Here is a 23,661-nt window from a genome sequence, read left to right on the forward strand (position 1 = left end):
TTAATATAAAAAGGACGCACGAAGCCCGTGCGTCCCTCTTTCGATCAATCGATCTCAACAACGACCTTTTCGCTGCTGCGTGTTGCTGCGGCACGCATAACAACGCGAATCGCTTTCGCAATGCGGCCCTGCTTGCCGATTACTCTGCCCATGTCCTCTTCCGCAACGTGAAGATGATAGACGACGGAACCGTCTTCCTTGGGCTCATCGAGTGTAACGGAAACCTCTTCCGGCTTTTCAACAAGACCCTGCGCGATGATTTTCAGTAATTCCTGCATAAGATTGTTCCTTTCTCAAACGAGAAGACGGGCAATCAGATAACACCGTGCTTCTTGAACAGTGCCTTAACGGTATCGGTCGGCTGTGCGCCCTTTTCCATCCAAGCCTTTGCCTTTTCCGGATCAACCTTTACAACGCTCGGCTCTTCCATCGGGTTGTAGTAGCCGATTTCCTCAATGAAACGGCCGTCTCTCGGGTAACGGGAATCTGCAACAACGATGCGGTAGAAAGGAGCCTTCTTAGCACCCATTCTGCGAAGTCTGATCTTAACCATGGTAATTTCCTCCATATTATAAAAAATAAGTTTTATCTATTAACCAACGATTCGTCGGCAATATTTACAATTCAAATATACATCTTGCGTAAGAAACAAATGAAATTCGTTTCTTTATCGCATTTACATCGGGAAGCCGCCCATGCCACCCATATCCGGGCCGCCGAAACCGCCCATGCCGCCCATACGCGCCATCATTTTCTTGCCCTTTTTGCCGCCGAACTGCTTCATCAGCTTCTGCATCTGTTTGAGCTGGTTGCAAAGGCGGTTGACGTCTTCCACCTTCATGCCGCAGCCTGCCGCGATGCGGCGCTTGCGGGAAGCCTGCAAAAGCTCCGGCTTTGCGCGTTCTTCGGGGGTCATGGAAAGGATGATCGCCGCGTTGCGGTCCATAATGCGGTCGTCAATGTCCATTTCATCGAGCTTCGAGCTGTTGATGCCTGGCAATTTCGAGAGGATGCCCTTTAACGGGCCCATCTTCTTCACCTGCCGGAACTGCTCCAAGAGGTCGTTGAAGTCCATCTTATTCTGCATCATGCGCTCTGCGGTGCGCGCCGCGGACTTTTCGTCGATTTTCGCCTGTGCGTCTTCGATGAGGGACAGCACGTCGCCCATGCCGAGGATACGGCTTGCCATACGGTCGGGGTGGAAAACCTCGAGGTCGTCAATCTTTTCGCCCGTGCCGGCGAACTTGATGGGCTTGCCGGTGATGGCCTTAACGGAAAGTGCCGCACCGCCGCGGGTATCGCCGTCGAGCTTTGTTAAAATCACGCCCGTGATGTCGAGCAAATCATCAAACGACTTTGCGACGTTCACGGCCTCCTGGCCGGTCATGGCGTCCACCACGAGCAGAATGTCCGTGGGGTTCACCGCTTCTTTTATATTTTTCAGCTCATTCATGAGCGCTTCATCGATCTGCAGACGGCCTGCGGTATCGATGATGACGTAATCGTTGCCGTAGTCGCGCGCGTGGCGAACAGCCGCCTGCGCGATCTTCACCGGGTCTTCGGTGCCCATCTCAAAGACGGGTACGCCGGCCTGTGCGCCCACGACCTGTAACTGCTTGATTGCCGCCGGGCGGTAAATATCGCCTGCAACGAGCAACGGACGGCTGCCGCGGCTTTTCAGCATTTTCGCAAGCTTTGCGCTGTGCGTCGTTTTACCGGCACCCTGCAAGCCGCACATCATGATGACAGCCGGCGGGTGCGCGGGCATTTTCAGCCGCTCTTCGCTGCCGCCCATCAAAGCCGTCAGCTCTTCGTTGACGATCTTGATGACCATCTGCGCGGGGGTGAGGCTTTCCATAACGTCCTCGCCCACGGCGCGTTCCGTAATGCGCGCGGTAAAGTCCTTTGCGACCTTGTAGTTGACGTCGGCTTCGAGAAGCGCCAAACGCACCTCGCGCATGGCCTCCTTAACGTCGCTTTCCGTCAGCTTGCCTTTGCTTTTTAACTTTTTAAACGCGTTGCCGAGCTTATCGGCAAGACCTTCAAACGCCATGTAAAAATCCTTTCAGAGCCGCGCCGCTCAGTCCGTCAGCTTCTTTGCGGAGCGCAAAATGCTCTCCACGTTCTGCCGAATGACCGGGTCGCCGCCGTTCTTTTCGTTTTCCGCTTCGATCTGTAACGCGTGGTCGCAGATCTGCGTCAGTTCTTCCTGCACGCTGCGGAAGCGCTTTGCAAGACCCAGCCGTTCTTCCATTTCAAGAAGCTGCTGTTCGGCGCGCTTGATGCCGTCGCGCACGCCCTGCCGCGTGATGCCCTTCTCCTCTGCAATCTCCGCTAAAGAAAGGTCTTCGTTATAATAGCATTCCACGACCTCGCGCTGCTTTTCGGTGAGCATGTCGCCGTAAAAATCCAGCAGGAACGTGATGCGCAGATCCTTTGCCATAGTTCGCTCCGTTTCCGGGCGTTTTCAATTTTAAGCGCCCTGCTGTAAAGTTTTTTTCTTTACAGCTTTTGTATTATACAATAGCCGCCTTGCTTTGTCAAGCATTTTCGCCGTAAAAATGCGCCCGTTTTCGGCACTTTGCGCCGCAATGCTATACGCCTGCGGCGTATGGTTTGGCTTCACTGTGCTATTTGGCTTGCGCCTGATGTTATCGCTCTGCGGGCAATTTTGCGCACGACATACATCACCAAAAACAAAGCCCACGATTTTTGCATAACGTATGCTTTACAAACCCAGTTTTGCATGGTATATTTATTCGTATAGCGCAAACGGGTGTATTTTTGCAAGCTCACTCGTCTGTGCTTGCATTCAGTTCCGTTCGGCGGAGATTTTCTCTGTGCGGCGGGATACGGAAGGAAGCGAAATTTTGATTTACTTTAACTGTGATTACACCGAAGGCTGCCACCCGAACATTTTAAAGCGCCTTTGTGAAACGAATATGATGCAGACTGTCGGCTACGGCGAGGACGAAATTTGCGATTTGGCGCGCGCGAAGATCCGCAAAGCATGCGGTCGCGAGGACGTGGACGTGCATTTTCTCGTCGGCGGCACGCAGACAAATGCCACCGTTATTGCAGCGATTCTTCGCCCGCACCAGGGTGCGCTGAGTGCGGACACCGGACACATCAACGTGCACGAGACCGGCGCGGTGGAAGCGACGGGTCACAAAGTGCTGCCTCTGCCCTCCACCCCGGACGGCAAGATTACCGCAGAACAGGTGGAAAACGCCTATCTGGCGCACGTGAACGATGCCTCGTTTGAGCACATGGTGCAGCCGAAGCTCGTTTACATCTCCCTGCCCACGGAAAACGGCGGGTTATATTCCAAAGCGGAGCTGACCGCCCTGCACGATGTCTGCACGCGCTGCGGGCTGTACCTCTTTATTGACGGCGCACGTCTCGGCTACGGCCTGACGGCTCCCGAAAATGACGTGACGCTCGCGGATCTCTGCGCGCTTTCCGATGTCTTCTACATCGGCGGCACGAAGGTCGGCGCTTTGTTCGGCGAAGCGGTCGTAATCACGAACCCGGCGCTCAAAACGGATTTCCGCTACCACATCAAGCAGCGCGGCGGCATGCTGGCTAAGGGCCGTCTGCTCGGTATTCAGTTTGACGAGCTTTTCACGGACGATCTTTATTTCAAGATCAGCGAAAAAGCCGTGCGGCAGGCAAAGCGCATTGCAAAAGCGTGCGAAGATGCGGGCTGCGCGTTCTTTGCCCCCTCGCCGACGAACCAGCAGTTCCCCATTTTCCCGGATACTGCGCTCGAAAAGCTCGCGGAAAAGTACAAGTATTCCTATTGGGCGCGCGTGGACGAAACACACAGCGCCGTCCGCCTTTGTACAAGCTGGGCGACGACGGACGAAAACGTGGACGCACTCTGCAAAGACATTGCGTCCGTCATGGCAGAATAACGCCGGACTACGGCTTTCTGCCCCGTTTAGAGGAGGAAAACCCGTATGAAGTTATTTGAAGAACTCACCCAGCTGCACGGCGTCAGCGGCTACGAGACCGCCGTTGCAGACTATATTAAAGAAAAGTTAGCCCCGCTTGCTGACGACATTACCACCGACCCAAACGGCAGCGTCATCGCCTATTTTAAGGGCACGGGCGAGCACAAAAAGCGCATAGAGCTTGCCGCCCACACCGATGAGATCGGCTTTCAGGTCATTAAAATTGAGGAAGACGGCCGCATTATGTTTAAGGAGCTCGGCTGCTGCTGGACGTTTACAACGTACCAGAGCCGCGTCCGCTTCCGCAACGGCGTGGTTGGCGTGGTCGCAAGCCGCATCCCGCCGGAAAAGCTGAGCGCCGGCGGCTATAAGCGTTATACCGATTGCTATATCGACATCGGTCTGCACAGCAAGGAAGAAGTTTTAAAATACGTTGATGTTGGCGACGTTGCATGCTATGAGGGCCCGTACACGGAGCTTGCGCCGGGCTACATCACCGCAAAAGCCATCGACGACCGCGTCGGCTGCTATATGCTGCTGGCGGCGATGATGAACGTGAAAAAGCCGAAGAACGACATCTACCTCGCGTTCACTGTGCAGGAGGAGGTCGGCACGCGCGGCGGGCAGGTCACGGCGCAGCGTATTCAGCCGGACATCGGCGTCGCGGTGGACGTCACCCCGTGCCACGACCGCCCGGGCGATTTGGAGGGCAGCAACGCGCTCGACCACGGCGTCGCCATCAAAATCTCCGACACCGGTTCCATCAGCGACGAAGGCCTTGTGAATAAATCCATCGCGCTGTGCAAAGAACACAACGTCCTGTACCAGAAAGACGTCATCTATGTCGGCGGCACGGATGCAGGCGCCATGACGCTCGTCGGCGGCGGCATCAAAACGATTGGCTTCTCGGTCGTCACCCGCTACACCCACGGCCCGAACGCTATCGTGAGCCAAAAGGATATCGAAGCGACGGTCAAAATGCTCGAGCTCTTCATGAACGCTGATTTCGAGTAAATTTAAAAGCACATAAAATCAGCGGCGCACAGAGTTTTCACACCCTGTGCGCCGCTTGTTTTGTCTTAATATCCTGCTTCCAGCTTCGGCACCGCAACAGGCTTACCGGGGTCGCTGAAATCCCAGTGCATTTCGTGGCGCTCGAAGTAGCCGATGACCTTACCCTCGTCGTCGCGCACGGGCACAAAAAATCACCTCATACGGATGCGTTCAAAATCGATTTTAAAACCTCCATATTCCGTTCTTTGAATTCCATCATTCTTCCTCCTCATACTCCACGTCCGGGCGAGTGATGGCGATCGGCACGCCGTTCACCTGCACGCCCGCGCCGGCGGGAATGAGGATATACGGTGCACCGTCAATGTAGCGCGTCTCAATCCACTCGCTGTACTCGGGGTCAACGCGAATTTGCACCTCCGGCGTTTCGATCTCAAATTTCTTCGTCTCCACAAGGTTGCGCGGGCTGAGTGCCGCGTCCGCGCCGAACTGCTCCGCGCAGGCTTCCTCAAACTTTTCGGCTTTCTCGCCCGGCACGCCGCAAGCGGTCAGCATCGTTTTCATCGTGCGTCCCGTAATGGTCAGCGGCTCCGGGTCCTTGCTCGCCTTGTGCTCCTCAATCATCCCGCAAAGGCGGCTGTGCACGGTCTGTACGACGTCTAAACTGCACGCGTCATTTAAGGCATCGCCCAAAATCGTGCCAAACGTCGTTTTCTGCTCCTCTGCAGGCATGGGTGCTTCGCGGTTGAACACCGCGTCTATAAATTCATCGTAGCTTTCCGAAGCGCTGCGGCAGTAGTACATGGCGCTGTAAATATCGGCGCTGCGGTCGGTGAACGCCGGGAACAAAAAGCCCAGTTGCGGCGCGGAAACAAGCCAATCGATGTCGCGGTTGTGGAACGTATTTTCCGGCACGTCGTACCCCAAAACGGGCTTTGTCTGCTTCACGGGGCAGACGGTACACAGAACGTAATTATAGATATTCTCCGAGGCGTCCTCCAGCGTTTCGCCGTCCTTTGCGCGGTACGGCACGTCATATGTATCGTTCGCGAGCAAAATGAGATACGTACCCTCGGGTCTGTATGATGCGATGACCTTCTCAAAAAACATCTGTACGGCTTCTTCATCGGTAAGCTTTGAGTCGCGCAGCGCCATCAGCAGCCGGTGCTCATCGCTGTCAACGACCTGCGCAGTCGTAAACGGCATTTCGATGAGATTTTTGCCGAGCGTGCCGGAAAGCGTACGGCGCAGCACGGAAAGCATATTTTCGCATTCCTCCTGCGGCAGCAGGGAGAGCGGCTGGTCGAATTGCGAGACGATTTCCTGCTTTTCGTTGACGTAGCACCCGCGCACATGGGTGATATTGCTTTTATCCGCCCTGAATCGGCGGCGAATTTCCGAGATTTCTTTTTCGTTCATTTTGATGTCCTCTTATTTTTGATTTTATTTCTTAAAACGCATTAAATTAGTTTTTGGGATAGTTTTTATGCTGTTTCGGGGCTTTTCTAAGGACTTGTTTTGGCAAGTCCTTTAGGGAACCCATGCAACTGGGTTCCCTACGATTTGAACGTCCTCCGGACGTTCAAATCTACCTTCCTAGTTTTTGGGTAGGCAAAGAGATTTCGTCGTCTGCGGACGACGAATCAGGGCGCTGCCCTGATAACCTGCAAGTTTTCTGAAGAAAACTTGACTAAAGACTTTATTCGTCGCTCCGCTATGGTCAATAAAACTTTGCTATATCATTTTACCCGTTTGGTGCACACCTGTCAATTCACTTCTCCGTCCCAAAACCGTTGCGCGCGCCCAAAATCTGCGGTAAAATGATTTTATAATTTCAAATTTTCTCCGAAAGGATTTTTAGTATGTCCACCTCACAACCTACCCCTGTCCGCGGGCGGTTCGCGCCCAGCCCCTCGGGGCGCATGCACCTTGGCAACCTCTGCTGCGCGCTTCTTGCGTGGCTTTCCGTGCGCAGCCAAAACGGCGAGATGCTCCTGCGCATCGAAGACCTCGACCCCGACCGCTGCACACGCGAAAAAGCCGAGCTTTTAATGGACGATCTAACATGGCTCGACCTCACTTGGGACGAAGGCCCCGGCCATGAGCGCACCCACGCCCCCTACTACCAAAGCGCGCGCCGCGAGCTATACGAATCGGCGTTAAGTGAACTCCGCGCCAAAAACGATGTTTACCCATGCTTTTGCACCCGCGCGGAGCTGCACGCGGTCTCCGCGCCCCATGCGGGCGATGGCACGTTCCGCTACCCCGGTTTATGCCGAAATTTGACGCCCGCCGAAGCCGAAGAAAAAAGCCGCACGCGCCGCCCAAGCTTGCGTTTTCGCGCACCGGAGGACACCGTCACGTTTGAAGATCTATACTGCGGCCCGCAAAATATAAATGTTCAGTCCACGTTCGGCGATTTCATTGTGCGCCGCAGCGACGGCGTGCACGCGTACCAGCTCGCCGTCACCGTAGACGATGCTTTAATGGGCGTGACGGAAGTCGTCCGCGGGCGTGACTTGCTCCCTTCCACCGGCTGCCAAATTCAGCTCTTTCACGCACTCGGCCACACACCGCCGCACTACGGACACATTCCGCTGCTCGTCAATCGCGACGGCCGCCGTTTAAGTAAGCGCGAGCGCGACCTCGACATCGGCGTTCTGCGCACGCGTTTCACGCCCGAACAACTCCTCGGCCGCATGGCAAATTTACTTGGTTTCCTCGACCGCCCGGAAAAAATCACCTTAACAGAGCTCATCCCGGTCTACAAAGCGTGGTATGAAACCGCCGACACGCCGAAATTTCCGAAAAATTGCGTTGTTCCCGACAATTTCGCCATAAAATAGCCCGCAAATTTTTCATCGCATCTCGCAGCTTCACGGACGAGGGCAAAACGTTGCTTGAGCACCCGCTTGACAACAGCACAAAGTGCTACTCGCAGCTCGACTGCGGCTGGGCACAGAACGGCGGCGGCTCCCCCCCTTCGTTCATACGCACGAAAAAAGGACTTCTTTTCGGAAGTCCTTTTTGCTGTCTTTAAGTTGTTTACGCCGCTTTCTTATGACGTCCATGCTTTTCCATAAACGCCGGCAACGCTTCCATGCCCTGCGGCGTAACGGGGCGCACCCATTTGCCGGAGTACATGTGCCGCTGCATCAAAATGAGACGGATCGGCTCGTCGATATAGCAGCACGCAAACACGATAAGAAACGGCGCTTTCCACACAAGGCCCGTCAGGCACACCAGCGGCAGCACCATCGCGTACATAAACGCAATTTCGCGGATTGTGCCGAACGCCGCGTCTCCCGCGGCTCTATACGTATCGTTCTGCACCCAGTTGCACATGCGAATAACCGCCGCCACGCAGTAGATCATCAGCATGTGTGAACCGATCTCCATCGATTCGCCGGAAAGACTCATCGCGGAAAGCAGCGGCTTGTGGATACCGAGCAGCACCAGACATACGCACAAAATCGTGCTGCCGCACAGGAACACAAGGCGTTTTGCGCGCTCGTAGGCTGCGTCCAACTCGCCGGAGCCCACGCATGTGCCGACCAAAACGGAAGCCGCATTTGAGAAACCAGCAAAGAAGCTGATAACCATGCCCTCCAGCGTGCGGAACACCGCGATGGCCGCAATGGCCTGTTCGGATTGTCTGCCCAAAACAACGTTGATAACCATGTTGCCCACGCCGATGAGCACTTCGTTGCAGATGATGGGGAAGCACTTGACGAAGTAGATTTTCACCTGCTTCTTATTCCAGCGGAAATGCTTTTTAAAGTGGAACAGATACGGGTACTTCTGTGCACGCGCCAAAATCAAAATGACCAAAACGTTGATAACCGCCGCCAAAGATGTTGCCAGCGCCGCGCCGCGCACGCCCATCTCCGGCAAGCCGAACTTTCCGTAAATGAACACCCAGTTGAGGAAAATATTCGATGCCACCGAGGCGATTGACGCGAACAGCGGGATGCGCACGCGCTCCGTAGAACGCAGCAAAGCGCTCATCGCCATGGAAAACACCTGCACAGGGTAACCGAATCCGATGATGCGCAGATATTCCGCGCCAATCACCTGAATGTTCTCCTTATCCGTATAGAGCTTCATGACGGTTTCCGGCGCAAAAATCGCAAACGCGCCGAATGTAAGCCCCACGATCATCATGCAGGTCAGCGTCAGGCCGTAGGAATGGTCGATGCCGTCGTCATCCTGCGCGCCCCAATACTGCGAGAAAAACAGCATGCCGCCGCCGAAAAAGCCCCAGTAGCCCGCAAACATCAGCGAGGAAAACTGTGCGCAAAGGCCCACCGCGCCCACGGTCGTTTCGCCCAGCGGCGCGATCATCATGGTGTCGATCATGCTGCCGGTCGTCGTCAGCATGTTCTGCAAAGCCACCGGGATCGCAATGATCGCAAGGTTTTTCAGAAATTGTTTCCACGCAAAGCGTGTCTTCGTTTTCATTGTATTTTCTCCCCAAAACTCTAAAATTCGGCCCGCGAACCCCTCAGTGCCGCTTGTGAATCAGTATACCGTATTTCGCGACAAACTTCAATCCTTATTCCGCCGAATTTCCCTGCTTTTTATAACAATCCCGACATGTTTTCAACCGTTTTAAAGCACGCCCACAAAGCAAAAATTGACCCCCTGATACCCATAAAGCAATGACGGAGGAAATGTCGGCTTCATGGGCCTTCAGGGGGTCGGCAAGTGTAGCTTGTTTATTTTGTTGTGCGCAGAGGCTTTACTTCTTCGGCTGAATCAGCGGGTGGAAGCACATGACCTTTCTGACATCGTTCAGATAGGTTTCGCCCGGGCGCGATTTTCTGCATTCGTCCGTCGCATAGGGGCAGCGCGGTGCGAACTTGCAGTAGGTGATGGAATATTCCTTAGACTCCATATCCGGCAACGCCATGTCGTCATCCGCCCACTTGTCGCCGATACGCGGCACAGCGCTCATCAAAAGCTCCGTGTACGGGTGTGCAGGCTCGTCCATGATCTCCTTGGCCGGGCCGTACTCGATGAGACAGCCGCGGTACAGCGTTGCAATGTAATCGGATACATAGTATGCCGTGGAAAGGTCATGGGTGATGTAGATAAAGGAGACCTTGTACTTATCTTTCAGCTCCTTGAACAGGTTGACGATGTTCATTTTCATGGAAGCATCGATAGCCGCAACCGGTTCGTCGGCAATGATCAGCTTCGGACGGGTGATAAGCGCACGTGCAATGGAAACACGCTGCAGCTCGCCGCCGGAGAACTGGGTGGGGTATTTGCCCTTTACGACCGCCAGAGAGAGACCGACGCTCTTCAGGGCGTCATCTACAAGGTTTGTAGCTTCTGTTTTGTTTTTCGCAATGCCAAGGCGCAGCGCCGTATTGAACAGGTAAGAGTCTACCGGCTTACGTGCGGAGAAAGACTCATACGGGTTCTGGAAAATAGGCTGCACTTCCAGCTTGAACTGCTTTGCGTTGTAGCTTTTCTTATCGAGGTAAGATTGGCCGTCCAGCACGATGTCGCCCATATCCGGGTTGTGCAGACGCAGAACCATCTTACACAGTGTGGACTTGCCGCAACCGGATTCGCCAACGACGGAGAGGATGACCGGCTTATCGTTGTCGATGGAAAGCGTAACGTCGTCAATCGCAACAAGCTTTTTGCCACGAATCATACCGCCTACGCGGAAGATTTTGCTGACGCCCTTGATTTCAAGCAATTTATCAGCCATTCTTCTCTCCCTCCTTCTTCAGCAAATGGCAGGCTGCAAAGCGGCCCGGCTTAACTTCAATGAACTCCGGAATCTCCTGACGGCAACGATCCGTAGCATGCGGGCAGCGTGCTGCGAAACGGCATCCCGGAGGCGGGTTCTTCAGTGCCGGCGGACGACCCGGAATACCGACCTTCTGGCTCTTATCGCCAACGCGCGGCAGGGAGTCAACCAGCATCTTCGTGTACGGATGGATCGGGTCATTAAAGATCGCATCGGTCGGGCCAAGCTCGATGATGCTGCCGGAATACATGATCGCCATGCGGTCCGTAATCTGATAATGCACGCCCATATCGTGGCTGACGATGACCATGGTGTTCTTGAGTTGCTTCTGCAAGCGCATCAGCATCTTCAAAATGCCCTTCTGCACAACAACGTCCAGAGCGGTGGTCGGTTCGTCGGCAAGCACGACATTCGGGGACATAAAGGTCGCAAGCGCGATGATAACACGCTGGCGCATACCGCCGGAAAGCTGGAACGGATAAGATTCCAAAATATCCGGGGAAAGATTCAGCTCCTCGAGGTATTTTGCAACACGTGCGAGGGTCTGCTCTTTCGTTTCATTCTTGCGGTCTTCCTGCGGGATAGAATCCAAAAACTGCTTTTTCAGGCGAACGATCGGGTTCAGAACGCTCTGTGCGGCCTGCGGAACGTAAGAAATGTTGTTCCACCAGGTCTTCTGAATGTTTCCGGATTCATAAGAAAAGGATTGTCCATTCTTTTCGCCGCTGAGGATAACCTTACCTTTGTCGATCTCCAGCGGGAACTCGATAATATCGTAGAGGGTCTTCAGCAGTGTGGTCTTGCCGCAGCCGGATTCACCGGCGATGCCGAATATCTCGTTATCGTGGATCTCAAAGTTCAGGTCGTTAAGGACGTGAACGTCACCGTCGATGAGCTTGTAAGAAGTGGACAGATTTTCGACTTTTAACATATTCGTTACCTGCCTCTCTTCATGGATAAGTAATCGTTATAGCCCGTAATGAGTAAGAACAGGCCGACAAACAGAATAACCGTTGCAACGATCGGTGCGCCGATCCAGAGATACTGCTTGTTGAAAATTGCGTTGTAGCTTCTTGCCCACTGAATCATGTTACCGAGGGAGACAAGGTTGCCGGGGGAAAGACCCAGAACAGCAAGACTCGACTCGGAACCGATAGCGGAAAGCGTAGCGTTCATAAAGTTGGAGAGCGACCAGGTCAGCGCATACGGCAGAATCTCGGTCACAACGATCTGCACCGTGCTTTCACCGGAGAACTTCGCCGTGTGGATAAAGTCGCGCTCTTTAATGCTCAGCGCCATGGAACGGATCTGGCGGCTCGGCCAAGCCCATGCGAACATGGCAAGCACAAGAGCCATCACGATCGTGGTGGAGCTGCCCTTCATCAGGGAGGTCATCATGATAAGGATCGGCAGAGACGGAATAACAACGAACGTATCCGTAACAATCATCAGCACGCGGTCTAAAAGGCCACCGGCAAAACCGGAAAGCAGACCGACAAAAACACCGACAACCGTGCCGAGGAATGCCACGATGAGACCGATGACGAGCGAGTTGTGGATAGCTTCAATCAGCAGCCACACAACGTCCTGACCCATACTGGTAGTGCCCAGCCAGTGTTCTGCGGAAGCACCCAGCTTATTCGGGTAGGTATTGAACGTGAACGGGTTCACGTGCGGTACATAGTAAACAACGAAACCGATGATAAAGAATATCAGGGTCACGATAAGACCGAACTTCAGGCGGAAGTTGGCTGCTTTCCAAAATTTTGCAAATTTTTTCATTACAACTTCCCTCCTTATCAACCGTAACGAATTCTCGGGTCGATGAACGGATATATAAGGTCAACAACCAACGTCGCCGTGGAAATCGCCACGATGGAAATCGTGATACATCCGAGGATCATGTTGTAATCGGACTGCAAAATCGCATTTTGGATCAGCGTACCGACACCCGGGTAACCGAAGATGATTTCTGTCATGATGGAACCGCCGAAGACGCCGCCAAGGCTCATGGCCAAAGCCGTAATCTGGGTCAGGATGGAGTTACGGAAAACGTAGCTTGCACCGATCTTCGCTTCGGAAATGCCGCGGTAACGTGCATATAAAACGAAGTCTTCTTCTGCAGTCGTGCCGGCAAGGGACTTCATAGAGATAATCCACCAGCCTGTGCCGAGCAGAAGCATGGAGATACCCGGCAGAACAGACGCTTTCAGAAGCGAACCGAGCCACTGTGCAAACGTGCCGCGGGTAAGCAGCGTTGTCTGGATTGGGAACCAGCCGAGGACGAACGCGAAGACAATCTGCAGAACAAGAGCGACAAGGAAGTACGGGATCGGGTAAATGCAGATCGCGATGCCTTCGAGAATTTTAGAGGATGTCTTGTTCTTGCGGAAACCTGCAAGCAAACCGATAAAGTTGCCGATGATCCATGCAAGCAGCGTGGTGGTCAGGGACAAACCGAGGGTGTACGGCAGGTTACGACCGATAATAGAGGTAACCGGCTCCGGATAGCTCATCAAAGACGGGCCAAAGTCAAACTGCAAAAGGCCATGCAGCAGGAAGTAGCCATACTGCTCAAGAAGAGTACCATCGAGACCGAATTGAATTCTAAGTTGTTGACGTAGCGCTTCCATTTCTGCCGGATCCATGTTGCCGGAACGGGATTGCATCTGGGCGATCATGTTCTCAACAGGATCGGAAGGGAACATACGCGGGATGAAGAAGATGAACGTAACGCCGATCAAGATCGTCAACGCCCACGCAAGGATACGCTGTAAAAAGAATGTTTTGAATTTCACAGCCACACTTCCTTATCTTATAGACAAATTACAACAGGATATTTTGGGAAATGAGAAAGAGGATGACGGACGTGGTCATGGGTATTCGGCACACGCCCTCATCCTCTTCAGATCATTTCAGATTAGTGCTATTGGATTCTCTCCAAGTATTCAAGCTATCAAATTAGCCCTGAACCGGCTGAATGAACGGCAGGTCATACTTGAAGCGGCTCCACCACCACCACGGACCGTCATATGCGTTCTCGGCGTTCGGGTAGCCTTCCCAATATGTGCTGTTGGTCGGAACGAACTTTGTGCCGTTCATGAAGTTGATTGCCGGCATTTCCTTAACAGCTTCCTTCAGGAATTCCTGATGCAGCTCATAGGATTTGTCGCTGGTCGGATCAACGCCTGCGAGTTCGGTAAGGATCTCGTCAACCTTCTCATTCTTCCAACGTGCGCCCTGACCGGAACCGGTCTCGCCGAGCGGCTTCATCAGACGGCTGTCCCAACCGCTGATAGCGGAGTAGAAGTCCTTCAGAATACCAGCGGACGGCCAGTAAGTGCCGATCTGGTAGTTGCCCTGACCACCGTCAACGTCCCAAGTAGCAGTACTCTTGGAAGTAATGGTGCAATCGAGGCCGAACGCCTGCAGCTGGTTGTAAGCAGCCTGAGCGCCGCGAGCGGACTGAGCTTCTGTATCAGCAAGGTAGCTGATTTCAGTTGTGAACTTGGAACCATTGAAGTACCAGCCGTCGTCCTTCTTCTCAAAGCCGGCTTTGATGAGGAGCTTTTCAGCTGCTTCCGGATCGTGCTTCCACCAGCCTGCGCCGAACATATCGATGAGCTCTTCGTCGGTGCCGGTTACGCCGGTCTTCTCCGCCATGCGCTTTGCATAGCCGGTGTCGTACGGCTTAATGGTGGTGCCATCGCCAAGGTCAAGCTCAAAGTTCTCAAGCCATTCCTGCATCGGGATGGTGTATGTATCCTGGAGATACTGGGTGTTGTTGAGCAGCGGAATCGGAGCCGCACGGCCTGCGCCGGAGAAGATGTTCATGGAGATCTGGTCGATATCCAGTGCCAGAACGATAGCCCAGCGGAAGTCAGGGTTGTCGTACGGAGCGCCCTGACCCTGAGAGAACACCAGGCCCTTTGCGCCCGGGTCGTCCATGGTTGCATACGGGAACTCGTTGTACCATGCGTTGATCTTGTCGTTAGAGCTCTGCATTGCCTGCAGCTCTTCCATCGTAACTTCGCAGAGGATATCAACTTCGTTGCTGACCATCTGCATCTGTCTGGAAGCGGAGTCGCCAAGATAACGGAACCAAACATATTCTGCCGGAACCTGATCTTCGCTGTAGTTGTAGTGCTCTGTGCCTACAACGCCAAGCGTACTTTCTTTCCAGTCGTCACGGAGCTTGTAGAGGATCCAGTCGCCGTTGGAGTCATAGTCTTCTACGGTGTACGGGCCTGCTACAACCGGCTGCTCGTCCTTATAGGTCGTAACGTCAGCCTGCTGGGAGTAAATGTGCTCAGGAACGATGCGGTAATCGGTGCCCCATACGGTGATGCCGTAACGCTGTGTAAAGCGCGGGAAGGATTCCTTCATCGTGAACTTAACGGTGTAATCGTCAACCTTCTCAACCTTATCGATGTAGAGGTTGGTCGCTGCGGAAGCACCGATCTTGTCGTTTTCTTTGATCATGTTGAACGTGAAGACAACGTCATCTGCGTTCAGGTCTTCACCGTCGGACCACTTGATGCCTTCGCGGATCTTAACGGTCCATTCGGTAAAGTCTTCGTTCGGGGTGCCCATGTCGGCTGCAACTTCAGGGAACTGCTCACCGGAAACGGTGTCCATTTCCCAAAGGTGTGCGCTCATCAGCTGATGAATACCGAAGTTCATGTTCGTACCGGACATGTAGCTGTTGAACTGGCCCGGAGTGTCGGTCGGAGACGCAGTCTCAACAATCAGAGTTTCGTCACGGTTCGTGCCAACCGCCGTAACCTGACCTGCGGCGGCATTCGTGCCGGAGCCGGTAGATTCGGAAGCAGAAGACTCACCCGCGGCGCTGCTGGTGCTGTCGGTGGAGCCGGAGGATGCTGCACTGCTTGTGTTGCCGCCGCCACCGCAGCCGCTCAGGATGCCGGTGACGAGCATGGCCGCCGACAGAAGAACAGCTAAGGTCTTTTTCTTCATAATACAATACCTCTCTTGTTTTGTGAACCTGCGGTTCATAATGTGTTGAGATCACAAAGCATACCCCACTTTGTGATCCCCGGTGTTTTGAATTCCTGCAAATCGCAAAATTTGTAGGAATCCCGCCATGAACTTTGCTTCGCAAAATTCATGACCCCCTATTTATCTTACAGCGCTTGTCCGTTCACTGATGTACCTTTCCCCACACGCTCGCCTTTTAGCATCCGGTACGACGATGTGTGCATTCCGCTGAAAGCGGCGGTATTTAGAACATTCAAACGCTGCGATAGCATCGGTCTATTGCTCCATAGCCGAAGACCAACGCTAATAAATAGCTTTAAACTGTAGAGCCAAGTGAAAAATAACCAAATTTTAATTCAGTTCCCGTTTTTTATGTAGATAGAATAGCACTGCGTTCACGATTTGTCAATAAGTTTTCAAAAACTTTTCAGTATTTTCTCCAAATATTTTTAAAATATTTTTAATAATGTTACTTTTATAATGCCATATACAACAAAAAGTGCATTTTGGGGAGCAATGTGAAATCGGTTTCCCATTTTAAAATTATGTAATTTTAATGTGCTTATATGCTTTTGTACACTTTGATACATTAAGGCGCATAAATCGGCGATTTGTGGGCATTTTCAATAGTTTCAATTACAAGCATTTCGTTTTCATCCGCTACTCATTCTAATTTCATCAATATTCATCAATATTATGTTTACTATTTCTATTTATTTTAAACCGATGTTGGCTATACTGCCCTACAATACCCGAAAAAAGGGTAAAAAAACGGCTGCCGCACCCGACACACCGTTCTTTTCACCCTATATCCTTTGTCCTGTGGTTTACACTCTGTTTTATAGGTCTCCATTCTATACACCTATATTCTTATAAGTGTACATTTCGGCGACTGAAACCGTTTCGGCATTTTTACCACCGGCTTCTCTGAATTCACCCCGGCAAACGAGCACCGCAGTATAGAAAACTTAACGCATGTTTGGAAGCGAAGCGCCCAGCTTCCCCCTTTATACTCCAAAGCACAATTCTCACTATTTTTCTCAAATACTTTTCAAATTCTTGTAAACTGTGTTATAATGGTAAAAATACTTGGCCGAAAGGCCGCTTTGCGCAATATACATGGATATTGCACAGGAGGTAAAGTTGTATGGAACAGAAAAAAGATTGGGTGAAGGATCTTATCGTGTATCAGGTCTACCCGCGCAGCTTTCAGGATTCTAACGGAGACGGTATCGGCGATATTCCCGGCATTTTAAGCCGCCTTGACCACCTTTCGGCGCTCGGCATCAACGCGCTGTGGCTCTCGCCCGTGTTCCGCTCGCCGAATGACGACAACGGCTACGACATCTCCGGGTACCGGGAGATCATGGACGAGTTCGGCACCATGGAAGATTGGGACGCGCTGTGTGCAGAGTGCCACAAGCGCGGCATCAAGGTCATTATGGACCTCGTCGTGAACCATTCCTCCGACGAGCATCCGTGGTTCCTCGAATCCAAAACCTCGCGCGATAACCCAAAAAGCGACTACTACATTTGGCGCGACCCGAAAAACGGCAAGGAGCCGAACAACTGGGCCTCCGTTTTCGGCGGCAGCGCGTGGGAATTTGTACCGGAGCGCGGGCAGTATTACTACCATCTGTTCTCCAAAAAGCAGCCCGACCTTAACTGGGCAAACCCCGCGCTGCGTGAAGAAATCTTCTCCATGATGGAATGGTGGGTGAAAAAAGGCGTGGACGGCTTTAGAGTGGACGCCATCAGCTACCTTGATAAGCCGCAGGATTTCCCGGATTCCGCAGAGCCGCCGCAGCCGGACGGCTATTCGTTCAGTTCGAGTCTCATCAACGGTCGCCCCGGCACGCACGCCTATATCCGCGACATGAACCGCCGCGTGTTCTCGCCATATAACGTCATGACCGTGGGCGAAGTGGCGTCGAAAGACGCCAAGGAGCTCGCCCGCTACGTCAACACCGACCGCGAGGAGTTCGATATGGCCATCCCGTTCGTCGCGCCGATCGTCGAGATCAACACGTGGTCGCCGAAAAAAATGAAGCAGGATATTCAAAACGACTACGACGCCTTAAAGGAAAACGGCTGGTGGGCGCGGTTTTTCAGCAACCACGATAAGCCCCGTCAGGTCTCACTCTACGGCAACGACAAGGAATACTGGGAGGTTTCCGCCAAAATGCTCGCGATGCTGCTGCACTCCCTGCCCGGCACGCCGTTCGTGTATCAGGGTGAAGAGATTGGCATGACGAACATGTGCTTCCCGTACATTGAAGATTACAACGACCCCGATGCAAAAAACACCTACCACCAGCACATTTTGGCGGGCGACACACCGGACGTGGCCTTAAAAGAGGCGCAGATGATCTCCCGCGACAATGCCCGCACGCCGATGCAGTGGGACGCAACCGAAAACGCCGGCTTCACAACAGGCAAGCCGTGGCTCGGCATCAACCCGAACCACACAAAGATCAACGCGGAAAACCAGAAAAACGACCCGCACTCCATTTTCAGCTGCTACAAAGCGCTCATCGCACTGCGCAAATGCAGTCCCGCGCTCTCACGCGGCGACCTCGAAATTCCGGAAACCGGCTCCGATACGCTGTTCGCCCTAAAGCGCAGCTATAACGGCGAAACTCTGCTTTCTTTCCACAATTTCTCCGCCGAACCGTCGAAAATCCCCGCCGCGCTCGTTCCGCAGAACGGCGAAGTGCTGCTCTCCTCCTACGACCGCGAGGGCGGCTACATCGGCCCCAATCTGCGCCCGTATGAATCGGTGATTTTCCGCGTATAACGGAGGTGCAGCATGATAATCACGGGTTAAAAATCCATGCGAACACAACCTGTTATGCTGTTTTTCCCCCAAAAATGAAACTATGCGAACAGAGATTGTGCGTGTTTTGATTTTTTAATTCCCTTCTAATTCAACGATTATCCCTGTAATTTAACAAATGCTTCTGTGATTTAACGATTACCTCAGCCGTTTAACGATTATGACGGTACATGAAGCCTCAATCCACATAAAACGCACAAACCCCGCCGCAGAATTGCCCTGCAGCGGGGTTCACTTATGTGCTGAAACAACCGAAAAGCCTAATTTCAAGCGGTTTTCGGGCATAGAAAAAGTCCACCGTAATTCTATCAAAATTACGGTGGACTTATGGTGGACCCGGAGGGATTCGAACCCTTGACCTCTGCGTTGCGAACGCAGCGCTCTCCCAGCTGAGCTACGGGCCCATATTCTGTTCAACAGCAAACATTATAACACAGTCTTTCAAAAAAATCCAGTCCTATTTTTTATTTTTCGCAATTTTCTGTATGCAAAAAGGGCCGACCGCTTTGGGCCGACCCTTTCCTCACAAATTATTCGTTTATTTTGCCGCTCATGATATCGAAACGCAGTTGATCGTGCCGCAGGATGGTCCAATCGGCCATATAGCCGAAATCGGAGAGGGCACGCGAGGAAAATCACACACCGCCGCCGGCTTCTTTGCTGATGGCATCGATGAAGGCAGGGATGAGCTGCTTTTTGCGAGAGACAACACCTTTAAGCCAGATGGTGCCCGCTTTCGGCGCACGGCCGAAGGCATCTTCAACGAGCATATCGGCGGACTCGCCGTAGCACATGAGGCGCGTGGACTCCTCGATGATATTCGTCAGCATGAAGAACATCATGGAAAGGCCGTGCTCGCGGCAGGACTTTTCGAGGTACGGGCGCAGGCGGCGCTCCAGCTCATCGAGCTCGGAGCCGCTCATGCTGTTGATCTGGCCGACACCGAACGTGACGTCGCCGAACTCGAACTTCTTGTAATCCTGATAGAAAATTTCTTCCGGAGTCTTATCCTTGAGGTTGCTGCCTGCGGTAAACATTTCGATACCGAAGCTCTGGCAATCGATGCCCGCAATGGCACTGAGCGCTTCCGCTGCGGCGCGGTCCAGCATGGTACAGGTAGGCGAACGGAACATGAGCGTATCGGACAAAATGGCGCTGCACAGAAGACCCGCGATCTGCGGCGGAACCTCGAAGCCCTTTTCTTTATAAATAGAATAGATGATGGTCGCCGTGCAGCCGACGGGCTCGTTGCGGAAATACACAGGCGCCATCGTCTCGAGGGAGCCGATGCGGTGGTGATCGATGATTTCCAAAATTTCTGCGTTTTCGATGTTTTCGACCGCCTGACTGCGCTCATTGTGATCGACTAAGATGACGGAGCGCTTGCGGATGCCAAGCAAGTTACGGCGAGAGATCATGCCGACGTACTTGCCGTTTTTATCGATAACCGGGAAATCGCGAATGCGGGTGTTCTGCATGGTATCTTTAATGGCATCGGTGTAATCGCTCGGGGTGAACGTGACGAGATCTTTCGTACGCATGAACGCCTTAACCGGCATGCACTGGCTGATGCGGTGCGCAACGGTGTACGTATCAAGCGGCGTAGTGAGCACGGCGCAGTTATTGTCGCGCGCGAGCTTCTGGATGCTGCGGGAGACCTCTGCGCCGAGGCAGACGAGGATACAGCCCGCGCCGGACTCAATGGCGGAAAGCTGCGATTCGTAACGGTTGCCGGTGATGACCATGTCGTCCTTTTCGATGTAGTTTTCCATGACGTCCGGGTTTGCGACGGCAATGACGACGTTGCCGTGCTCGAAAACGGCATCGGGGTCGCCGACGAGCATTTTGGCTTCCAGCGTTTCCAAAATGTTGCAGTACGGCGTTTTGGCTTTTGCAATCATGGTGCTGTCCTGATTTTCCATGTAGGACGTGGCAATGTCGTTGATGGTGATGATGCCGTCTAACACGTTGTTTGCATCGACGATGGGCAGCGTGACGGCGTTCATCTCTGCCATCATGCTCCACGCTTTTTTCATGGAAATGCCCTCGTTGATGCCGGGAATTTTGCGGATCTCCATATCGCGCACGCGGGTGCCGATATTGTTGACGTAGGTCGGCTGGCGCATGCCGAAGCGCTGGAGGACGTAGCTTGTCTCGGAGCTGATCTGCCCAGCGCGGGCGGCGACATAGTGATTTCCGTCATTTTCTTTATTTTTAACGTCCGCGTAGGCGATCGCCGAACAAATGGAATCGGTGTCGGGATTGCGGTGGCCTAAAACATAGACTTCTTTTCTCTCGCTCATGCGTATACCCCACTCAAGGTAAAATGTTGTTTTTAGTATAGCACAGATTTTCCGAAAAAGAAAGAAAAAGCGAACGGCCGAGGGAAATTTTTGCACACCGTTCGCAAGATTGTCGATTTTTGATTTTTGTCAAGGCGCCGTGTTATTTGCGGTCGAGCGTCAGACGGTTTGCGTTCCACACGGCAAAGGCGAGCAGCGCGGCAAACGCCATGAGGATAACGGGATAAATCTGCATACCGAGCAAGTCGCTGAGCTTGCCGAAGAACGCGGGCATCGTCATGCTGCCGACATAGGCGCACGCCATCTGCATACCCATGACCGCCTGCGCGTTTTCGGCGCCGAAACGCACGGGCGTTTGATGCAGAAGCCCAGGGTAAACGGGCGCACAGCCGAGCCCGATGAAAACAAGGCCCGCCACCGCCGAGAACTCGACCGGCACGAACAATAAAACCGTGCCAAACAGCACGCAGACGATGCCGATCGATACCATGCGGCGGTCGCCAAGCTTATCGGAGATAAAGCCGCTGAGGAAACGCCCCGCCGTGATGCCGATGTAAAACAGCGAAGCCATGGAGGCGGCGCTTTCCGCCGCAATATTGTGCCGCAGGACGAGGAAGCTGCTGGCCCAAAGCCCTGTGGTGCCCTCCAAAGCGCAATATAAGAAGAACGCGAGCATGGTGACGGGTGCGCCGGTCATTTTCAGCACACGGCGCAGGAAGGATTTCCCGCCTGTTTCCTCCGCCTCGCCTGCGGGCGTTTTCTTTCACAGCGGGCGCGAGAGAACAAGCACGATCGTCAGCGCGAGCTGAATGAAGAACACCACGCGGTAGCCGGCGCCGAAGGAATAGCCGCCCGTGAGGCACGCACCCATGATATACGGCCCGGCCATGGCGCCGAGACCCCAGAAGCAATGCAGCCAATTCATGTGGCCGGAGCGGTAATACAGGGCGATGTAATTATTCAGAGCGGCATCTACACTGCCCGCGCCGAGCCCGTACGGCACCGCCCAAACACAAAGCTGCCAGAACGCGCCGGCCGAAGAAAAGCCGAATAGTCCCAGCGCCGTCAGGCCGACGCTGATGACCGTGACGAGATGCGTGCCGAGCCTGCGCACGGCGCGGTCGCTCATCAGGCTGGAGATGACCGTGCCGCAGGAAATAATCATGCTGACAATGCCCGCATAGGACACCGGAACATTCATGACCCGGTACATCGTCGGCCACGCCGAGCCGAGCAGGGCATCCGGCAGACCGAGACTGATAAATGCGGCGTAGATGACCGCAAGCAACAAAGAAAACATATCGATTCCCCTTAATTTTTTGTCTTTAAATCTTCGGATAAGAATTGCAAAAGCACATCGGCTTTGCTATACTGAATACTAATATAACGTATTTTAACGATGTTTCATAGCAAAATCGGTTTAAAAAATACAAATATATCGTATATCTTGACAAAATGCGGAGGACAGCATGATTCCGAAATTCAGAATACACGGCGACGGCGCAGAGCTTGTGCCGTATACGGTGCCGGAGCTTTTCTTTTTTGCGGGCGGACGCACTTTGTGCTTCGACGCAGCGCGCGAGGGCGACGCCATCGGCCACTGGCACGACGAAATCGAATTATTATATGTAACGGAAGGCAGCATGGTGTACAATGTGAACGGCACACGCTGCACGGTGCACGAGGGCGAGGGGATTTTTATCAACACGCGGCAGCTGCATTTTTTTGAAGAAAGCCGTTGCACCTACCGATGCGTGCTGCTGCACCCCATGATGCTATGCGCCAACACGTATTTGGAGGAGACGTACATTACGCCCGTGACAAAAAACGCCGCTTTCCCCTGCTGCATCTTAAAGCCGGAAAAAGAAAAAAGCGGCGGTGCTTTGGCGCTGATCGAGGCGCTTTTCGACGAAGCGGACAAACACAATCTGCTGCGCCTGCAAAGCCTTTCCTACGCGGTGTGGGACGAGATCTGCCGGCTGGCACCGAAGCCCGAAAACACGGTTTCCGAAAGCAGCCGGCTTTCGGCCGTAAAAAACATGATGCACGCCATACACAGCGGCTATGCGGAAAAGCTGACGCTGGAAGAGATTGCGGGCGCGGGGCATGTATGCAAAAGCGCGTGCGAAAAGCTGTTTCACACGTATCTGCACTGCACGCCGGTCGAATATCTTCAGCGGTTTCGCCTGCAAAAGGCGGCGGAGCGCCTGTGCAAAACGGAAACGCCCGTGGCGCAGATCGCGTTGGACTGCGGATTCTCGGGCGCGAGCTATTTTACCGGGTGCTTCAAAAAAATCTATGGCTGCACGCCGAAAGCGTACCGCAGCAGCCGCAAAAACACGAAAGCGTAAAAATGCAAACCGAGCCGTGCTTTTTCAGTCGGACTCGGTTTGCATTTTGTTTCGGATCACAGGTCTTTCTGCATGATGTAGTCGTTCATCACGAAGCCGCTGCCGATGTCGGTGACGACGGCGTCCGTTTGATGAAAACCGAAGTATTTGTAGACTTCGATGGCGTGAAAATTCTTTTTGTTGACGGTGAGATAGATTGCGGGGAGTTTTTCCGCCTGACAGAGCGTTTCGATGAAATCGAACGCGGCGCGCGGCAGGCCGCGGCTGCGATGAGCGGCGGAAACGTAGAGCTTGCTCAGGAACATTTTGCCCTCTTTGTGCGGCACAAGGCCGATGAAGCCCGCGGGCACGCCGTCGTCGAGCATCATATAATAGACGTAGCCCGCGCTTTCCATCTGGCGGTGGATGGCCGGGACGGACTGGAATTTTTCGATCATGT

General features: G+C 53.3%; 18 protein-coding genes, 1 tRNA gene and 1 pseudogene. 5 read left to right on the plus strand and 15 right to left on the minus strand.

Annotated elements, in window-relative coordinates; genetic code table 11:
* Positions 1-44: 44 nt before the first annotated feature.
* The 4 genes from ACLTX1_RS04090 to ylxM all read right to left on the minus strand — a co-directional run bounded on the left by ACLTX1_RS04090 (position 45) and on the right by ylxM (position 2,443).
* Entirely contained in the window at positions 45-278 is a 234-nt protein-coding gene (locus tag ACLTX1_RS04090; protein ID WP_176819783.1) for a KH domain-containing protein, read from the minus strand.
* 35 nt (positions 279-313) lie between these two features.
* Positions 314-553 carry a 30S ribosomal protein S16 gene (rpsP, locus tag ACLTX1_RS04095; RefSeq protein ID WP_176819782.1) on the minus strand — a complete coding sequence of 80 codons (240 nt, stop codon included), beginning with the start codon at positions 551-553 and terminating at the stop codon, positions 314-316.
* A gap of 123 nt (positions 554-676) precedes the next feature.
* Positions 677-2,053 (minus strand): signal recognition particle protein, encoded by a 1,377-nt coding sequence (gene ffh / locus ACLTX1_RS04100; protein ID WP_308448523.1) that lies wholly within the window; start codon positions 2,051-2,053, stop codon positions 677-679.
* A gap of 27 nt (positions 2,054-2,080) precedes the next feature.
* Positions 2,081-2,443: a YlxM family DNA-binding protein gene (ylxM, locus tag ACLTX1_RS04105; protein WP_176819780.1), complete on the minus strand. Its 363-nt coding sequence runs from the start codon at positions 2,441-2,443 to the stop codon at positions 2,081-2,083.
* 427 nt (positions 2,444-2,870) lie between these two features.
* Between ylxM and ACLTX1_RS04110 the strand changes: the two genes are divergently transcribed.
* Both ACLTX1_RS04110 and ACLTX1_RS04115 read left to right on the plus strand, forming a co-directional pair.
* Entirely contained in the window at positions 2,871-3,917 is a 1,047-nt protein-coding gene (locus ACLTX1_RS04110; protein ID WP_316686659.1) for a threonine aldolase family protein, read from the plus strand.
* A 45-nt stretch (positions 3,918-3,962) separates the two neighbouring features.
* On the plus strand, positions 3,963-4,970 hold the full coding sequence (locus tag ACLTX1_RS04115; RefSeq protein ID WP_412330508.1) for a M42 family metallopeptidase: 1,008 nt from the start codon (positions 3,963-3,965) through the stop codon (positions 4,968-4,970).
* Between the two features lie 255 nt (positions 4,971-5,225).
* Here the strand turns inward: ACLTX1_RS04115 and ACLTX1_RS04120 are convergent, their stop codons facing one another.
* Positions 5,226-6,386, minus strand: a complete 1,161-nt coding sequence (locus tag ACLTX1_RS04120; protein WP_412330509.1) for a DUF4317 domain-containing protein — start codon at positions 6,384-6,386, stop codon at positions 5,226-5,228.
* Positions 6,387-6,829: 443 nt separating this feature from the next.
* Here ACLTX1_RS04120 and gluQRS point away from each other — a divergent pair, with 443 nt between their 5' ends.
* Positions 6,830-7,813, plus strand: coding sequence for a tRNA glutamyl-Q(34) synthetase GluQRS (gene gluQRS / locus ACLTX1_RS04125; protein WP_412330510.1), 984 nt, complete (start codon positions 6,830-6,832; stop codon positions 7,811-7,813).
* Positions 7,814-8,012: 199 nt separating this feature from the next.
* On the opposite strand, the gene ACLTX1_RS04130 is transcribed toward gluQRS, so the two are convergent.
* From ACLTX1_RS04130 to ACLTX1_RS04155, 6 genes are all read right to left on the minus strand, one after another.
* Positions 8,013-9,428, minus strand: coding sequence for an MATE family efflux transporter (locus ACLTX1_RS04130; protein WP_308448518.1), 1,416 nt, complete (start codon positions 9,426-9,428; stop codon positions 8,013-8,015).
* 280 nt (positions 9,429-9,708) lie between these two features.
* Positions 9,709-10,692: an ABC transporter ATP-binding protein gene (locus ACLTX1_RS04135; RefSeq protein ID WP_412330511.1), complete on the minus strand. Its 984-nt coding sequence runs from the start codon at positions 10,690-10,692 to the stop codon at positions 9,709-9,711.
* Complete coding sequence (locus ACLTX1_RS04140) at positions 10,685-11,665, minus strand: ABC transporter ATP-binding protein (RefSeq protein ID WP_176820393.1); 981 nt, start codon at positions 11,663-11,665, stop codon at positions 10,685-10,687. The genes ACLTX1_RS04135 and ACLTX1_RS04140 overlap by 8 nt, the downstream gene beginning before the upstream one ends.
* A 5-nt stretch (positions 11,666-11,670) precedes the next feature.
* Positions 11,671-12,516 carry an ABC transporter permease gene (locus ACLTX1_RS04145; RefSeq protein ID WP_308448516.1) on the minus strand — a complete coding sequence of 282 codons (846 nt, stop codon included), beginning with the start codon at positions 12,514-12,516 and terminating at the stop codon, positions 11,671-11,673.
* A 17-nt stretch (positions 12,517-12,533) separates the two neighbouring features.
* The gene (locus ACLTX1_RS04150; protein ID WP_308448515.1) at positions 12,534-13,532 is read right to left on the minus strand and encodes an ABC transporter permease; all 999 of its coding nucleotides are present in this window, start codon (positions 13,530-13,532) and stop codon (positions 12,534-12,536) included.
* Between the two features lie 163 nt (positions 13,533-13,695).
* Positions 13,696-15,711, minus strand: coding sequence for an ABC transporter substrate-binding protein (locus tag ACLTX1_RS04155; RefSeq protein ID WP_412330512.1), 2,016 nt, complete (start codon positions 15,709-15,711; stop codon positions 13,696-13,698).
* Positions 15,712-16,879: 1,168 nt separating this feature from the next.
* On the opposite strand from ACLTX1_RS04155, the gene ACLTX1_RS04160 reads away from it, so the two are divergent.
* Positions 16,880-18,529, plus strand: coding sequence for an alpha-glucosidase (locus ACLTX1_RS04160; RefSeq protein ID WP_412330513.1), 1,650 nt, complete (start codon positions 16,880-16,882; stop codon positions 18,527-18,529).
* 367 nt (positions 18,530-18,896) lie between these two features.
* Here ACLTX1_RS04160 and ACLTX1_RS04165 read toward each other — a convergent pair.
* The 3 genes and pseudogenes from ACLTX1_RS04165 to ACLTX1_RS04175 all read right to left on the minus strand — a co-directional run bounded on the left by ACLTX1_RS04165 (position 18,897) and on the right by ACLTX1_RS04175 (position 22,171).
* Positions 18,897-18,972: transfer RNA gene (locus tag ACLTX1_RS04165), tRNA-Ala, on the minus strand.
* Between the two features lie 231 nt (positions 18,973-19,203).
* Complete coding sequence (locus ACLTX1_RS04170) at positions 19,204-20,871, minus strand: putative manganese-dependent inorganic diphosphatase (protein ID WP_308448512.1); 1,668 nt, start codon at positions 20,869-20,871, stop codon at positions 19,204-19,206.
* A 142-nt stretch (positions 20,872-21,013) separates the two neighbouring features.
* Positions 21,014-22,171 (minus strand): annotated as a pseudogene (locus ACLTX1_RS04175) (MFS transporter).
* Between the two features lie 169 nt (positions 22,172-22,340).
* Between ACLTX1_RS04175 and ACLTX1_RS04180 the strand changes: the two are divergent.
* The gene (locus ACLTX1_RS04180; RefSeq protein ID WP_308448510.1) at positions 22,341-23,222 is read left to right on the plus strand and encodes an AraC family transcriptional regulator; all 882 of its coding nucleotides are present in this window, start codon (positions 22,341-22,343) and stop codon (positions 23,220-23,222) included.
* 56 nt (positions 23,223-23,278) lie between these two features.
* Here the strand turns inward: ACLTX1_RS04180 and ACLTX1_RS04185 are convergent.
* Positions 23,279-23,661 (minus strand): GNAT family N-acetyltransferase (locus tag ACLTX1_RS04185; RefSeq protein ID WP_412330514.1); only part of this gene is annotated, 383 nt, incomplete at its 5' end.

The organism is Hominenteromicrobium sp., assembly GCF_046974225.1.
Lineage (GTDB): Bacteria > Bacillota > Clostridia > Oscillospirales > Acutalibacteraceae > Hominenteromicrobium > Hominenteromicrobium mulieris.